Here is a 16,673-nt window from a genome sequence, read left to right on the forward strand (position 1 = left end):
TAAATTTATCAGTCAATGACAACTATTTTAGCTATAGAAACAAGTTGTGATGAAACGTCTGTGGCAATTGTTAAGAATCATCAAGTTTTAAGTAATATCGTAAAGTCACAAATTAATATTCACAGTTTTTATGGAGGTGTGGTGCCAGAAATAGCTTCACGGCAACATTTAGAAATAATCAATCAGGCGATCGCTCAGGCTTTTACAGAGGTTGATTTAGATTGGCCAGATATTGATGGTATTGGAGCTACTTGCGCCCCTGGTTTGGTTGGCGCTCTGTTAGTAGGAATAACGGCAGCGAAAACTCTGGCTATTGTCCATAAAAAGCCATTTGTGGGAGTGCATCATTTAGAAGGTCATATTTACGCGACTTATCTGAGTCAACCAGAATTAAAACCACCTTTTCTCTGTTTGTTGGTTTCTGGAGGCCATACAAGTTTAATTTATGTCAAAGATTGTGGTGTGTATGAAACATTAGGCCAAACAAAGGATGATGCTGCAGGAGAGGCTTTTGATAAGGTGGCTAGATTATTAAAACTTGGCTATCCGGGAGGTCCTGTAATTGATAAATTAGCAGCGGAGGGCAATAAATCGGCTTTTTCTCTACCCGAAGGGAAAATTTCTTTACCTGAAGGTGGTTATCACCCTTATGATTGTAGTTTCAGTGGACTAAAAACTGCTGTCTTGCGATTAATTCAAAAATTGGAAACAGAAGGCCATGAGTTATTACCTGAGTCTTCAATAATTAGGGACATTGCAGCTAGCTTTCAGGAAACTGTAGCGAAGGGGTTAACAAAAAGAGCGATCGCCTGTGCTTTAGATTATGGATTAAATACAATTGCTATTGGTGGAGGTGTAGCTGCAAATAGTGGGTTGCGACAGCATTTAAGTACAGCAGCAGCTAACCATAATTTGCGGGTACTATTTCCTCCCCTCAAATTCTGTACAGATAATGCAGCTATGATTGGTTGTGCAGCGGCTGACCATCTGAGTCGAGGCCACATTTCATCTATGAACTTAGGAGCTAGTTCTCGAATGGCCATAAAAGATGTGATGGAATTATACAAATTGCCTTGAGTTTAGAAATAGTGCTGCTACGCGGAAGTTAAAATTCAAAATTCAAAAGTATTGATTGGTAAGGCTTTTATAATTTTGAAAATGGTTAGTTATTTCTGCCATTCTGCTAGGGAAATATCTATCAATTTCTACTACCGAAAGGTTGTGGTTTAAAACCTCTTCTTTTAAGGGGATAGTAAATAAAAATTTTCATGATTACTCAATCCTATCCGTTTTAAAGGAGAGGTAATTATTAATTAGGGGGCTTGCTGATTAAATCTAAAAGGATTGACATATAATGGTTTGAGCAATTTTAGGTAGGGAAAAAGTACTAACTTTTTGATTGATAAAGCTGAAAAAGTGAGCATTTTGGGTAGATTATGGCAGAAAAATCAAAGGACTATTCTTTCTCCTGTCTCCTCTATAATTCTCATTCCTCCTGAGGACTGAGGACTGACTCCTACCCTTACCCATAAGACTTTTTCAGCAAACCCTAATTATTGCTCTGCTGATTAAGTATGAAAGGATTGAATGATATTGTTTGTGGCATTTAAGGAGGGAAAAAATTACCGAATAATTAAGGTAAAAATCCTCTAATGAGCAAGGATAAACAAGAAAAATTTTTCCTTTTATTCAATCCTTCCTATTCGTTTTAGGGATAGGTAATTATCAATTATCAATTATCCATTATTGAAAATATTTTTGGTGTAGGTGGTTCAAAAAGTTAGTATTTATGGATATAGTTAGGCAGAACAATCTTGGGATAATTTTTCTGAGTACCTCTTCTATAAGTCCCTATTCCTCTTAACTCTTAACTACTCCCTTTTTCCTCTTCTGGGAGGGGTTAGGGGTGGGTCCCTGCTCCTTACCTTGACAAAAAGACTTTTTCAGCAAGCCCTAATAATTAATTATTAATTGTTGAATACTGCTTGGTTTTTACCGAAAAATTGTGGTTTAAAGCCTCCCCCTTTCAAGGGGATAATAGAGAAATTTTTTCCTTTGAAGCAATCCTATCCGTTTTTAAGGAGAGGTAATAATTAATAATTAATTATTAATTATTAATTATTAATTATTGAAGGACTAACTTATTACTTAGATAAGTTGATGTTAAACATATTAATGAGAAGTGGAAATGTTCTTCCAACTGTTCCCTGTTATTTGCTATAGACTGCTAAATCAGTAATGAAAATTAGAAATGCCGAAGCCAAAGACTTAGCTGTAATTGTAGAAATTTATAATGCTTCAATTCCCAGTCGTATTGCTGCTGGTGATTTAGAAATTATATCGGTTGAAAGTCGTATTTCTTGGTATCAAGAACACTCACCAGATAGTCGTCCTATTTTAGTTGTAGAACTAGATAATAAAGTGATCGGGTGGCTAAGTTTTCAGTCTTTTTATGGTAGACCAGCCTACAAAGCTACGGCAGAAGTAAGTATATATATTGCTCCTGAATATAAAGGTCAAGGCATAGGAAAAAAATTACTTTCAGAGGCAATTTATCGTAGCCCTAAGTTAGGAATTAAGACTTTACTTGGCTTTATTTTTGCTCATAATATTCCTAGTTTAAAGTTATTTGATAAGTTTGGTTTTCAACGTTGGGGTTATTTACCAAAAGTAGCTGATTTAGATGATACTAGGAGAGATTTAGTAATTGTGGGGCTTCATCTTGAGGAAGCAAAGAAAAAGGATAGAAGTGAATAAGAATGTAGATATCTCTAAAAAAATACAGTTATGTATTTACAGACAAAGGCAAGTGCCTTTTTAGGTCTAAAAAATTGCAAGCTTTTCATTCCAAAAAGCTCAAAAAGTTAGCATTTTGGGCAGGCAAGGTCAGAAAAATCAAGTGATAATTCTTCTAACTAGGGTTTGCTTATGGAAAGTCTTTTTGCTGGGGTAGGAGACAGGAGACAGGAGACAGGAGACAGGAAACAGGAAAAACGGGGAATGAGCGAGGAGGTAGGGCCTAAGTTTTGTCCCAAGATTGTTCTGCCCAACTATGAGCCTAAAATACGTTCCATGCATGAGCGTTTTAGACGTGATACTAGACACTTTTGAAATGCCCCAAAAAGGCATTTGTCTTTATATGTCAATGCTTTTAGATTAGATCGGTCACGCCCTAACTATCTCTTGTAAAGTCCTCTACAACCTACATTCCGCACGACAAAACGTAGCAGAAAAATATAAGTCAAAAGTCATGCATTAAGAAGACAATTATAGTGGTCAATAGGAGTCAACGATTCATTCATTAATTGATAATTTATAATGGATAATTGATAATTACAAGAAGGTTAAAACCATTACGGAATTGGATATAAGGAAATATTATTTCTTCTCTTGGTCGATTGGATATGGCGAGGGGACCTCGCCATCCCTCGACCGCTTTTTCCCCGATCAAGGGGAGGCTTTAAACCAGAATTATTTAATTATTAATTATTAATTATTCGGTAAGTATTTATGCTGGCATATTTAACTGAGAATTTGACTCCCGATAGAGGTAAATGAAGATAATTTATATAGTATAAATATTTAAGCAAGCTAGGGATTTTATACTAATTTTCATGTTACAAATTGAAGTGGGGAATGTGGACTACAAATTCCCTTCAAATTCCCTTTTATTCTAAATTCTAAATTCTACCAAAATACTTTTTCAGCAAACCCTAATTATTGTAAAAGACTTCGGATATGCGCAGCCACAGCATCAGGCTTTTCTAACATTGCTAGATGACCACATTCAGGAATTTCTAGGACATTTGCGGCGTGACCTTCAAACATCCAGTGAAAACTAGCTAAATGTTGTACATATTTAGGAGCCATTATTTGGTCTTTTGCTCCAGCAATAAAATAAAGAGGTTGCTTCAATTTTGATACTACCAGTGGCAGGCGATGAACTTCTGATTCTGTAGTGGAGTCTAATAATGCTCCTAGAGCTGCTTCGTAAGATGCTCCAACAAAATCAGTTATTCGTTGTCTTCCCCATTGACGAGAGATGGGTGTGGCCACCTGACTCCTTGTAAACATTAAGTCTATCAGAGGTAAATAAGATAGCCAACTAGGACGAAATTTGATAATTTGTGCCCCGGCAAACCTAAATCGTTCAAATTCTTCTTTAATGTAAATTCCACCACCAGAGTTGATACAGACTACTGCCTTGATGATATCGAGCATTTTATTCGCTCCTAATAAGGCAATTGTGCCTCCTAAAGAGTGGCCAATGAGCCAGGCACTAGATATATTGAGTTTCTGTAATAATATTGTCAGGTCTTCTACATAAGCTGCGGGACTGTAGTTGAAAACTAATTTTTTTTGGGTTGAATGGATTTGAGAATCACCGAATCCGCGCAAGTCGTAAGATAAACATTGGTAATCTGGTGAAAGTCTTTGGATTAAAGGTTGCCAGTAGTTGCGGCTTAAAAGCCAGCCATGTATAAAAATAAGTACATGGGGGAATTTAGTGGGGTTTGTCAATTCGTAGGCGTGTGGAACCCCTTGGATATCTATAGTTGCCATACTTCTATCTTAATCCTGAATTGACAAAGGTATAGCAGTGGACAGTTCAATAATTTAAAATTTAGAATTTAGAATTACCTCTTCTTATTAGATTAAGAAGATTGGACGACCAAGAGAAGAAAAAATTTTCCCTTTTGCGTCAATCTTCTTCTTTTCCAGGAGAGGTAATTATTAATTAGGGCTTGCTGAAAAAGTCTTTTAGTAGGGGGAGGAGACAGGAGACAACCCACCCCTCGCCCCTCCCCCTCCCAGGAGGGAGAGACAGGAGAAATTGGAATAAGCGAGGAGGTAGGAGCGGGCGTTTTGTCCCAAGATTTTTCTGCCCAAATCTTAACCAAAATCCGCTCCTAATTGAACCATTACCACTTAAAACCTCGCACTTTTTGATACTTAAAAAGGCTAAAACCTTTATATATAAAGGCTTTTATATTTAATCAGCAAGCCCTAATTATTAATTATTAATTATTAATTATTAATTATTATTAGTATCTTTCTCCCATCAATCTTTGTCGCATACCTTCAGCAATTTTTTGGCCTAAGTATTCTGGAATTAAGCTTTCATTTGGCCCTAAGAGATAAAGAATAAGACGAGTTCGCCCACGCCAAACTAATAGATTGGCATTAACTACTAGCAAATCTTCTTGCCAGATGGCATACATAACTTTATAGAATAGACCTGGTTGATTATCTGCTTCAATCAATAGTGCTGGTAGATGAAATACAGGATCGACATAAAATTCTGTCGCTACTTCTTCTAAACCACTATCTAAATTAAATTCTACAGCTAACATTTCTTCTACCTCGAAACGGCCTGCCAATGATTCTTGGATGGCGCGACAAACATTTTCTGAGGTTTTCTCTGTCAGTGCTTTGCCCCCCCGAGATATTACTAATTTGATAAAGACCAACATCGGTGGGTAAATTTGTCCATAAAGACTGAGGCTATGAATAGTTAGTCCATAGGCAGCTAAGACCCCAAAAATATCACTGAGCAAAAATGATTGATTTCGGTAGGTAAAGTGCAGGGCACTTTTGCTGCCTTCTGGTTTTAGTTCTATTACAGCTTGTTTACTTTTATACAGTTGATATGCTAACTTCAAATTTTGCAGTTGGATATCACTACTTACAAATTGCTCATAAAACTGTGGAAACGCTCGGTTGAAGCGCTTTAGCAGTTCTAGTGTTGATGATTTTAAACCCGGAGCCATAATCGAAGAGAGGGAACGGGATATATACTATCTAATAATGTCATCCAACTTCTACTAACTTAACCACGCCTGCATGGGTTTTTGGAAAAATTTGTTTAGCGGCTCTGAGCCAACATCTCACCCTCAAAATCCAGATTATGAGGGATATACTACTATTGGGGAAGGAAAGGCTTCTTCTCAAGCTGTTAGTTCACCTAATAGAAGTAATGGACGTATATTTTTTAGTACAGATCGAGACATAGATATATATGAACTCGAAGAACTCTGTAATGCTGTTGGTTGGTCTCGTCGCCCATTACGCAAAGTAAAAAAGGCCATTCAACATAGTTTTCTTGTTGTTTCTATGTGGCAGATGCGAGGCAGTCAAAAAAGACTGATTGGCTTTGCCAGAGCAACATCAGACCATGCTTTTAATGCCACTCTTTGGGATGTAGTTGTTCATCCTGATGTCCAAGGCAAGGGCTTGGGGAAAGCATTGATGAAGTACATCATCAAAAAACTTCGTAGCGAGGATATCAGCAACATTACCTTATTTGCTGACCCTCATGTTGTTGATTTTTACCACAATTTAGGTTTTATCTCTGACCCAGAGGGAATTAAAGGAATGTTCTGGTATCCAGATTAGTTGTTTTTGGTTGGATCAAAATATGATTAACCAAATAATAATATAATAAATCTAGAATTTAGATTTTTTTAGCATGGGCATTTTTCTCACTTTTAAGTTATTTAAATATATGCAGAATGTATTAGTAGTTAGTCAAGAGGGTTTATATGGGTAGCTTAAAGGCCTCAGATACTAACTAAGTTTTTAGGATACTTTAAATTTGTCTCCTGTAAAAACTCAATTGGTATATTATTTCTAGTGTGATGCTCCTGGAAAATCTAAAATCTAGAGATAATGATTCAAGGATTTTTGTTCCTAAAAATTTCCTGAATATATGGACAATTTTGTTTGGTGTAAAATTTTTTTTGAATTTTTTTGCACAACTTGTGAAAATTGAGCTATAATAAATTTATAGTTCAGCCGGGATGTAGCGCAGTTTGGTAGCGCGCCTGCTTTGGGAGCAGGATGTCGCAGGTTCAAATCCTGTCATCCCGATAATTATAGAATGACAGCTAAATTAGGTATAAACATTTAAAACCTCACCCTGAAGCAAGGATATTTAAATAAAACTTTTGTGGGCATCTTGTCCATTCCAGCTATACCTTGCTGAGATGAAATCTCCTGTATCTTCTAATCTTCTAAAGGTTAGCTCTACTTATCTAGTGGTCTTTAGACATTTTCTCTGATATCAAGTAGCTGTTTGCGTAGCATGGCCAAGGAACAGTTGGTCTAGGCAAGGAAAAAATGTCAAAGCTATAAAAATGGCTAAAATCCTTATCGCTACTGGATTTACACCTTTTTGACCTCAAAACCTCTTTTTGTATAGATTTAAGGACTTTTTTTGCCTGATTTTTGTCTATAGCAGGGAATAATAAATAGGTAACAGTGGGAAAAACATTTTTCCTTATTGGGATCATCATCTGCATAAGTCCTAACCTACTGGTCTATTGCTATAAATCCCAATAATTAGTAGATAAGTTTTCAAAAGTCACTAGTGCAGGATGGCGGAAATAACTGACCAGTTACAAAATCCCAAAATAATTACAAATCAAAAATGATTGACTGTCAGATATGCGTCTTACATTCTGGAGGGGCTGTGTGCGGAATTACTTCCGCACAGTAGGCGCCCCGTAGGACACCTCGCCAATTAGCACTCGATGCATGAATTTTGACTTTTAACTTCCGCGTAGCGGCACTAGTTTGTTAAAAAGCTGAGTGCTGAACCCTAATAGCTACATACTTTCCTATTCTCAATGTAGTTATAGTTTTGAAAATTAATCTATACATTTCGTTGGATGAGGCAAAAAATTTTGAATTTTAGTCGATAGCTTAACCTAGAATTGAATAATTTATAATTTAACCCTCCTTATAGGAGAAAGACTATGTCTTAAGTATCTGTAAACCACTATGTTTTTATTTATTGTTAGCTTAAGCAAATGAAAAATTTGTGTTATACTCACCTACAGTTATAGCTGTTTTTCCATCAATCATACTCCTATGGTTCTCAATTTACTAATGTGGTAAATTAATCATAGATTAGCTTTGATCTAAAATAACAATTTTTGTATAATTTATAATTCAGTGAAATTAAAAGCATAAGATTAAAATATTTTTATGATTAATTAAAATACTGTTTGATATGAAGTGATCGATCAATTCCATAATTTAATTTTTCCAAAAATAATGATTTTATTGAATTATTAATTAATAACAGCTAAATATGTTTTTAAGACAGTAAAAAAAATCTGGATATATTAGTAAATTATGGAATAAATATTTTGATGATTGATGTGATATTTAAATCTTAAAAAGATTAAATCATGTTTATTAGTGGCTTATGGAATAAATTAACATGATATTTTCATGTCTATCTGTAAGTTATTTGATGTTCATAACTTTTATTTTTGCTGCATTATTTTAAATAATTTGGAGAACCTATGAAATCATTAATTCGCCTAAGTGTAGTGTTAGGAATAGTAACTAGCACTTTGATTGGAGCTTCTGTGAAAGATATGTCTGCATTAGCGCTATCTGCAGAAGAAGTCTTGCAGAAGTTAACTCCTGTGCCTGTATTTACAATAACCGATCAAAATGGCTCTCCTCTTGTAGCTTCTGTCAAAAAAGAAGGTAATGAAAATTCTTCTGTGGCAGGGGTTTTTATTAGTAAGAGTGATGCAGATGCTTTTGTAGAAAAATTAAAAGGAGAAAATCCTGATCTGGCAGCTACAGTTAAGGTAGTGCCTGTATCTCTGGGTGAAGTTTATGAAATGAGCCAATCTAGCCAGAAGAATGGGCAAAAGCTACAGTTTGCTTATGTTCCAATTAAAAGGCAGGTTGAATCTGCTAAGACTTTACTTGAGCAAAATGGTCAGGATGTTAACCAGTTCAATGGAGTACCTTTATTTATAGCTAAAGGTGGACCTGATGGTGGATATTTAACTATTCAACGTGGGGAACAGCAAGTTATTCCTATGTTTTTTAATAAAGAAGATTTACAGGGAATGTTGGAGCGAGCTAAGACTCAACAACCTGATGTTTTTTCTTCTGTGAAAATTGAAGTTGTTAATCTTGAGGGTGTGATTAAGGCCTTGGAGAAAGATGACGATCCTTTCTTAGAAAAAATTATTTTTATTCCTCCAAGAGAGTCTTTGGAGTTTGTACAGCAGTTAAAACAATCTGGTAATTAAAGAAGCGGTCAGCGGTCAGCAGTCAGCTATGAGCCTAAAAATTTTTGTATAGAATTTAGATATCTGTTTACGGAGCAAACGCACAAAGCTGACTGCTGAACTGCTGTTTGCGCAGCATTCCGCCAGGAAATGCTTTTTAACAAAAAATAGCGAGAAGTCCCGCATTCTCCTGCAAGAGAACGTCGTATAGGAAAGCGACCATGTCATAATATAAGAACACAGGGGGAGGGCATCACCTCTGTATAAACTGTAACTCATTTGCGGGTTGAAGAATCCCGCGTTGTCGCTCAAGCGCAACGTCGGGGGTATGTCAATAAATTAAAATTGAGATTTTAAGCGATCGCGATTAATGGACTTTTCTTCGGAGTGTGTAGTTTCAGGTCTAGACCTTTGGCAATGGTATCGCAGTGCTCGGAGTGATGGTTTAAAGGCAGGTATCTATGTTACTGAGGTTGATTGGTTGTTGCAAGAATTTGCTGGACTAGATCGATTAACGCTTCGTTTGGAGTCTTTTAAAGATTGGCCTAATATTTCAATGAGGCTTTCTTTAGTTGAGTTGAATAATCTTTGGTCTAGACGTATAAATGAAAAGGTTCCGCTTCAATATTTAACTGGGGTTACTTATTGGCGGAATTTTTCTTTGGATGTGGGTTCTGGGGTTTTGATACCAAGGCCAGAAACTGAGTGTTTAATCGATCTGGTTGTAGCAGCTGCTGATAATGTGTCCCATCTTCAAGAAGGAATTTGGGTGGATATGGGAACTGGTAGTGGAGCGATCGCTTTTGGGTTGGCAGAAGTATTGACAGAGGCTTCTATTTATGCTGTGGATTGTAGTTCAGAAGCTTTGGCTATTGCTAGACAGAATGGGACTAAATTGGGTTTAGGGAACAAGATAAATTTTTTTCAAGGTTCTTGGTGGGAACCATTGGAGCATTTGCGGGGTAAAGTGAGTGGAATGGTGGCTAACCCTCCTTATATTCCTAGCGATATGGTTTCTACTTTGCAAGTAGAGGTTAGGAAGCATGAGCCTCATCTTGCTCTTGATGGTGGTATTGATGGCCTGGACTGTATTAGATATTTGATTGAAACAGCTCCACTATATTTAGTTTCTGGTGGTGTTTGGTTGGTGGAAATGATGAGTGGGCAAGGGGAGATGGTGGCTGAAATGTTGCAAGATAATGGAGCTTATTGTGGGGTTGAGATTTTTTCGGATATTGAGGGTGTCGATCGGTTTGCTATGGGTTATTTGAGGTAGGAAATATTATTTTCTTGAGCTTCAAAAATTTTCACAAGTTTTGTTATGGAATAAGTTGAAAATATAATTGGTATTTTTTTTGTACTGTGGGGTGGTCTATATATATTCCGGCTTTTCCAGGTTCACAGTTTCTATTCTTGCCTTCTGAAACACCTTGATCACCAACCCAAAGTAATTCCCATTTACCTATTTCATTGTTGATTTTGATATCGAAATTTACCTAGAATCACTCTTATGGCCAGCGCTATAATTTTTAATGAGCGCGCCTGGATGAATGGTGCGTGTATAATTATGATTCGATGTCATAATTATACACAAATATTAATAGTTTATCTAGTAGACATTTTGGGTAAATTTAGCTATAACAATATATGTAGTCGAGGAATTAATAATATCTTTGCTAGTAATTGAAGCCAAATTAAAAGGCAGTCAACATCAGTACAAAGTTTTAGATGAAATGATTCTCACAGGTCAATTTATCAGAAACAGTTGCTTACGTTATTGGATAGATAATAAAAACGTCAAACGCAACGACTTACAAAAGCTTTGTGCTGTATTAGCAAAGGATAATAATTTTCCTTGGGTCAAAAAACTAAACTCTCAGGCAAGACAAGCAGCAGCCGATAGAGCATGGCAATCAATACAACGATTCTACAATTTTTGTAGACTGAAATTACCAGGTAAAAAAGGTTATCCTAAATTCAAAAAATTCACTCGTTCAATAGAGTATAAAACAACTGGTTATAAGCTATCTCCAGATAGAAAGAAAATTGAGTTTAAAGATGGTTTTAAAGCAGGTGTATTTGAGTTGTGGACAAGTCGCGATCTAGTTTGGTATTCAGAACAGCAAATAAGCCGTGTAAGACTTGTTAAACGAGCTGATGGTTATTATTGTCAATTTTTAGTAAATGCTGAGAGAAAAGAAACTCATAATTTTGAAGGCAATGTAGTAGGAATAGATTTAGGTTTAAATGCTTTTTATACTGATAGTAATGGTGATGCTGTAGAAAATCCTAAGTATTTGAGTTCCTCAGAAAAACGACTAAAAAAGCTACAACGGAGAGTATCACGTCGCCACGAGAAAGGTAAGAAACCTCAGTCAAATAACTACCACAAAGCCAGAAAGCAATTAGCCAGGCAGCATCTTAAAATTAGCAGACAGCGCAAAGACCATGCAGTAAAGACTGCAAGGGCGTTAATCCAATAAACACGACTTGGTAGTCTATGAAGATTTAAAGATTGCTAACCTAGTTAAGAATCATCATTTAGCTAAGTCCATATCTGATGCAAGCTGGTATCAGTTCACCGAATGGCTGGAATATTATGCTAAGTTGCATGGAATTGCTTGCATAGCAGTACCTCCACATTTCACTAGCCAAAATTGTTCAAATTGTGGTCAAACTGTTAAGAAGTCATTATCAGTAAGAACTCACAAATGTCCGCATTGTGGCTATATTGCCGATAGAGACCATAATGCAGCAAGGAACATTTTAGCTAAAGGTTTAGAGATGTTAGGAGCAATAGTAAACAGTACCGAGGGGCACTCGGAATCTGGGGGAGACCCAAAAGCTACGGGAGAGTCCGACCTCTGGATTAGCGATAGCAATATGGCTAATTTAAGTTGTCTCTGTGAGCGTAGAATCATCAATGATGAGAATCCCGCATTGCGTTACTCTGATTTGATGCCGGGAGTATGTCAAAGGTTCGTGATTTTTCTTAGGAGGAAAATTATGATTTTTTTGTAATAATTGAAGTTCAATATTTGTGTTTGCTGGAAATGAATGTTCAAGAACAGTTGCTTCTCCTTTTACTACTGTTATTCCATCACTTTTATCTGTGACTTGATTAATTTTAACTTCTCCAACTTCTATATGGTCTAACCTGATGGGTTGATATCTAACTTCAATTCTTTTTCCTTCTTGGAATAGATTTTTGCAATGTTTATCCTTACAACTATTTTGTGCTATTCCTAAAGAGCATCTAATTTCTGGAACGAAAATGGCTACAAGTATACCAGTTACAGGAATAGCTATACCTATTAAAAAAACATTTATTCTTTTTTTCTAACTCTTTTGTTCAGAATTACTCATAGATTTGATGATAATTCAAAGGTAAAATATAGTATTTATCAATATTTGGATGATATAAATACTATTTCAATTCTACTTTCCCTGCTACAAATTTGCCTATTTTTTTCAAACAAAATCTAAAATTTTTTTAGAGAGTAAAGTTATGAAGTTTAGTATCTATTGAGGTTCTATTTGAGGGGGCAATTTCTGGTAATTTAGTCAGCTTTCCTATTTAGACTTTACCAGTACTGGCAGCTCGACCTGACAAAAGTGCTGTAATTTTTCTAGTGAAGGGTCGCAGTTAAGATCAACCTTGAATTTTAATCAGGGTAACTGGTTGAAATAATTTAATTTGAGGCTCAATTCATTTTCTTAAGCTTCCTGGGTTGAGAGTTTTTTCTGCCAGAAATGCTAAAATTGCCTATAATTTTTGGAAAATTAAAAAATGAAAAATGAAATAATATTAGTATCTATTGAGATTTTAATTGATGGGGCAGCCTCTGGTAATCTAGTTAGTTTTCCTAATGATACTATACCACCACTGGTAGCTCGACCTGACAAAGTAGATTTAATTTTTCCAGCGAAGGGTCGCAGTTAAGATCAACCTTGAATTTTAATCAGGGCAACTGGTTGGAATAATTTAATTTGAGGCTCAATTCATTTTCTTAAGCTTCCTGAGTTGAGAGTTTTTTCTGCCAGAAATGCTAAAATTGCCTATAATTTTTGGAAAATTAAAAATCAAAAACAAAATTAAATAATCAGTTTAGTCTGTATTGAAACTCTATCTGGTAATCTAGTTAGTTTTCTTATTGATATTATACCACTACTGGTAGCTTGACCTGACAAAGTAGATTTAATTTTTCAACTTAATGAAGGGTCGCAGTTAAGATCAACCTTGAATTTTAATCAGGGCAACTGGTTGGAATAATTTAATTTGAAGCTCAATTCATTTTCTTAAGCTCCCTGGGTTGAGAGTTTTTTCTGCCAGAGATGCTAGAATTAACTATAAATTTTTAAAAAATTAAAAAACAAAAAACAAAAAAAATGAGCTTAGTATCTATTGAGACTCTCATTGAGGGGGCAGTTTCTGGTAATTTAGTGAGCTTTCCTACTGATACTGTACCAGCATTAGCGGCTCTTCCTCAAAAAGCAGATTTAATTTTTCAAGCAAAACGTCGTAGTCCAGATAAACCTTTGATTTTGATGGGGGCAACTCCGGAATCTTTGTGGCCTTATGTCCAAGGAAGTGATGAAGAGTTGCAGTTATGGCAAGAGGTTGCTCAGAAGTATTGGCCTGGACCTTTAACTTTGGTGCTGCCTGCTTCGGAAATGGTTCCTAGAGAAATGAACCCTTTTGACCCAACTACCATTGGAATCAGGATACCTAATTGCGGTCTTGCTAGGGAAATTATGACTCAAACAGGGCCTCTGGCTACTACAAGTGCTAATTTCTCAGGTCAACCTCCCTTGGGTCGAATGGCTGAAATTAATGCTCAATTTCCAGATGTTTTGGTATTGTCCCACGAACAGGAGATCATGTTGGCTTCTGGAGTGCCTTCTACCGTTGCTAAGTGGAACGAAATTAGTTGTTGGGAAATCCTGCGTCAGGGAGCGGTCAAGTTAAAATTTTAAGGGTACGGTTATATTGTTTAATATTTTTAGTCGCATGGGATGGAACGATTTTTTATTCTTGGCATTAGGATTAGGGTTTGGACTAATAGGTGGTAGGTTATGGTTGAGGCCAAAAACTGAGAAGTTGTCAACGCCTTCTGTGGTGTCGTCACCTGAAGTATCTAATTTAGAGGAAGTAGAACGTGTTTTAGAACAACTCAAACAGACTCAAGTTGCATACCAGATGGCATCGGAAATGAGTAAGTTTAAGGCTGGGTTTTTGGCTCGAACTTCTCACGAGTTGCGATCGCCGATGAATAGTATGATTGGTACGTTGCAGTTAATTATTTTTGATTTAGCTGACAACCCAGAAGAGGAACGTGAATTTGCGAATCAAGCGTATAATTCTGCGTTAAAAACTTTGGAACTACTTGATCGAATTATTAATGTGGCTAAAACCGAACATGGTACTGAAAAACTTCAAATAGAACGACTTCAGCTGAGTAAAGTTTTAGAAGAGGTGGATGATTTAACGTGTTTACAAGCTGCTAATCGTAGTATTCGTTTGAAAATATCACCTCCAGACCCTAATATTTATGTTTTGGCGGATGAGTCTCGTCTGAAGCAGGTTTTGATTGGTTTAGTTGATACTGCGATCGCTGAAATGAATGAAGGCAGTATTAATATTTCTGTTCATCCTGCACAAGAATCTGGTTATGTTCATATCTGGATTGACGATCAACGTCCAGTTAGTGCGTGGAGTGAGTCTTGGGATTTACTGAAGCACAGTCATGAGGAGAAACCTGAAAAGGTTGTGAGTTGTGACTTTCAGCTTTCTCCTGGTATGAGGTTGTTAATGAATCAAACTTTGTTAGGAATAATGAATGGACGTTTAGAGGTATTGGCAACACCTTCTGATAGTGAGGAGTCTGATTTTAACCGGACTCAATGTTCTATTCCTATGAGTATAGAAAACAATGAGAGTTCGGCGTTGGTGAATTAGTGTATGATATTAATTTTAATTACTTAGGAGTCAGGAGTCAGCAGGGAAGTAAAGAAGAAAAAACCCCGAGTAGAAGGAGAAGGTTTTTTAGTCGCGGAGGGTGGAACTGAGTTCTATCCCTAATTATCCGGACATGATATCATACCTGAAATCACCAACACCAAAAGCTAAAATTTTGTGTTACTTTTGAGCAAGTAGTAATGCTTTGTTTCTAGTTGTTAATTCTATTTCTCCTTCGATTAGTTGATTGTGCAATATCATTGTTGTGCTTTGGTTGTATTGAAATCCTATGCGTTTGTAGAAGTCCTGTTGGTAGGTTGTCATTAGATAGACTCGTTCTACATGGCACATTCGTGGATGAGTTAAAATTGTTTGCACTAATTTGCGTCCTAGTCCTCCACCTTGATAGTTTGGGTGAATGACTATATCCCAAATTGTACCTCTGTATACGCAGTCTGATGTAGCACGACCAAAACCTATCATTTTTTGACTATCCCATACACTCACGACTGGGTTACTATTTGCAATGGCTATTTCTAAATCTTCTATTTTTCTATTTTTTGCCCATATTGCTGCGGAATCAAATAAAGCCACCAGTTGGACAATATCTAATGTTGAGTGACCTTCGCAGAATTGTATATGACGATAATCTCTGGTAGTGTTTTTCATGTTGAGTCAGCTCTCTATAAATTTCAATAGGAGTCATTAACGAAGTCAGAAGTTAGAAGTCAGAAATCATATCATGTCCGATAGCATCGGTCTTGTATAGTAAATAGGCAACAGGGAACAGCTCCGGAAGGCAACAGGCAAGAAAAAAACTTAAATTTCCTGTAGATATCCACGCTAACTTTTACACAAACGATTGCCTTCGGACATAATATCAGAAGTTATTTTTGTCACGGGGATGTGTGAGCAATCCTCCAAAAATATTTCGCTAATCAAGGCGGGGTTTTAGACCCAATTATTTTGATAAATAATTTTTACTTTTGCCTATTTTTGTTTCTATTGAATATATTTTTGGACTAATTTGTATCTTTATATCAGCTTTTTTCCGCTCAAAGAGAAATAAAACTAATAAATATATTTAGGTTATTTGATATTTTTTGAGTGCTGTTTTGATTGTAGATTATTTTACTTACCTCCAAATTTTGAAAGCTAGTAATAGTTGAGGTTTATTTTTTAACTATTTTGTATACTATCATTCTTTTTTCTAATTATCAATATACTAATAAGATGTTTTTTCTTAGTTGTGTCAAGATTTGATAACAAATTGAATTAGCTATAATTTTATATGAAAAGTTTTTTTTTGTGTGTAATTTTTACTATATATATATAATTAATAATAACCATTATACGTCTGGGATAATTAATTTCAGACTCTTGTCATATCAAATCCGGTAGCATCGGTGTAATTAGATGGGGAGATGGGGAGATGGGGAGATGGGGAGATGGGGAGATTGGGAGATGGGGAGATTGGGAGATGGGGAGATTGGGAGATGGGGAGATTGGGAGATTGGGAGATGGGGAGATGGGGAGATGGGGAGATGGGGAGATTGGGAGATGGGGAGATTGGGAGATGGGGAGATGGGGAGATGGGGAGAGGGGGAGATTGGGAGATGGGGAGATTGGGAGATTGGGGGATGGGGAGATGGGGAGATAGGGAGATGGGGAGA

Annotated in this window: 13 protein-coding genes, 1 tRNA gene and 1 pseudogene; 12 read left to right on the plus strand and 3 right to left on the minus strand. The window is 36.3% G+C overall.

The window, feature by feature from the left end; translation table 11 throughout:
* The first annotated feature begins 15 nt into the window (after positions 1-15).
* Both tsaD and F6K23_RS05330 read left to right on the plus strand, forming a co-directional pair.
* Positions 16-1,077, plus strand: coding sequence for a tRNA (adenosine(37)-N6)-threonylcarbamoyltransferase complex transferase subunit TsaD (tsaD, locus tag F6K23_RS05325; RefSeq protein WP_293151601.1), 1,062 nt, complete (start codon positions 16-18; stop codon positions 1,075-1,077).
* A 1,161-nt stretch (positions 1,078-2,238) separates the two neighbouring features.
* Entirely contained in the window at positions 2,239-2,757 is a 519-nt protein-coding gene (locus F6K23_RS05330) for a GNAT family N-acetyltransferase (protein WP_293151604.1), read from the plus strand.
* Positions 2,758-3,717: 960 nt separating this feature from the next.
* Here the strand turns inward: F6K23_RS05330 and F6K23_RS05335 are convergent.
* Both F6K23_RS05335 and F6K23_RS05340 read right to left on the minus strand, forming a co-directional pair.
* Positions 3,718-4,563 (minus strand): alpha/beta fold hydrolase, encoded by an 846-nt coding sequence (locus tag F6K23_RS05335; RefSeq protein ID WP_293151607.1) that lies wholly within the window; start codon positions 4,561-4,563, stop codon positions 3,718-3,720.
* 482 nt (positions 4,564-5,045) lie between these two features.
* Entirely contained in the window at positions 5,046-5,771 is a 726-nt protein-coding gene (locus F6K23_RS05340; RefSeq protein ID WP_124146088.1) for a hypothetical protein, read from the minus strand.
* Between the two features lie 73 nt (positions 5,772-5,844).
* Here F6K23_RS05340 and F6K23_RS05345 point away from each other — a divergent pair, with 73 nt between their 5' ends.
* The 9 genes from F6K23_RS05345 (at position 5,845) to F6K23_RS05380 (ending at position 15,000) form a co-directional block, all read left to right on the plus strand.
* The gene (locus F6K23_RS05345; RefSeq protein ID WP_293151611.1) at positions 5,845-6,396 is read left to right on the plus strand and encodes a GNAT family N-acetyltransferase; all 552 of its coding nucleotides are present in this window, start codon (positions 5,845-5,847) and stop codon (positions 6,394-6,396) included.
* A gap of 400 nt (positions 6,397-6,796) precedes the next feature.
* A tRNA-Pro gene (locus tag F6K23_RS05350) sits at positions 6,797-6,870 on the plus strand.
* A gap of 1,442 nt (positions 6,871-8,312) precedes the next feature.
* On the plus strand, positions 8,313-9,062 hold the full coding sequence (locus tag F6K23_RS05355; protein WP_293151614.1) for a Tic22 family protein: 750 nt from the start codon (positions 8,313-8,315) through the stop codon (positions 9,060-9,062).
* Between the two features lie 349 nt (positions 9,063-9,411).
* The gene (prmC, locus tag F6K23_RS05360) at positions 9,412-10,317 is read left to right on the plus strand and encodes a peptide chain release factor N(5)-glutamine methyltransferase (protein ID WP_293151617.1); all 906 of its coding nucleotides are present in this window, start codon (positions 9,412-9,414) and stop codon (positions 10,315-10,317) included.
* Positions 10,318-10,714: 397 nt separating this feature from the next.
* Positions 10,715-11,524, plus strand: coding sequence for an RNA-guided endonuclease InsQ/TnpB family protein (locus F6K23_RS41490; protein WP_367267623.1), 810 nt, complete (start codon positions 10,715-10,717; stop codon positions 11,522-11,524).
* Between the two features lie 7 nt (positions 11,525-11,531).
* Positions 11,532-12,062 carry an RNA-guided endonuclease InsQ/TnpB family protein gene (locus tag F6K23_RS41495; protein WP_367267624.1) on the plus strand — a complete coding sequence of 177 codons (531 nt, stop codon included), beginning with the start codon at positions 11,532-11,534 and terminating at the stop codon, positions 12,060-12,062.
* A 769-nt stretch (positions 12,063-12,831) separates the two neighbouring features.
* A complete protein-coding gene (locus tag F6K23_RS05370) occupies positions 12,832-12,984 on the plus strand; it encodes a hypothetical protein (RefSeq protein ID WP_293151620.1) in 153 nt (50 codons plus the stop codon).
* A 446-nt stretch (positions 12,985-13,430) separates the two neighbouring features.
* Complete coding sequence (locus F6K23_RS05375) at positions 13,431-14,018, plus strand: L-threonylcarbamoyladenylate synthase (protein ID WP_293151623.1); 588 nt, start codon at positions 13,431-13,433, stop codon at positions 14,016-14,018.
* Positions 14,019-14,052: 34 nt separating this feature from the next.
* Positions 14,053-15,000: a sensor histidine kinase KdpD gene (locus F6K23_RS05380; RefSeq protein ID WP_293151651.1), complete on the plus strand. Its 948-nt coding sequence runs from the start codon at positions 14,053-14,055 to the stop codon at positions 14,998-15,000.
* Between the two features lie 180 nt (positions 15,001-15,180).
* Here F6K23_RS05380 and F6K23_RS05385 read toward each other — a convergent pair whose 3' ends face one another.
* Complete coding sequence (locus F6K23_RS05385) at positions 15,181-15,669, minus strand: GNAT family N-acetyltransferase (protein WP_293151626.1); 489 nt, start codon at positions 15,667-15,669, stop codon at positions 15,181-15,183.
* A gap of 771 nt (positions 15,670-16,440) precedes the next feature.
* On the opposite strand from F6K23_RS05385, the pseudogene F6K23_RS05390 reads away from it, so the two are divergent.
* A pseudogene (locus F6K23_RS05390) lies at positions 16,441-16,673 on the plus strand (hypothetical protein); the annotation flags it as partial.

The sequence above is a fragment of the Okeania sp. SIO2C9 genome, assembly GCF_010672455.1.
GTDB lineage: Bacteria > Cyanobacteriota > Cyanobacteriia > Cyanobacteriales > Microcoleaceae > Okeania.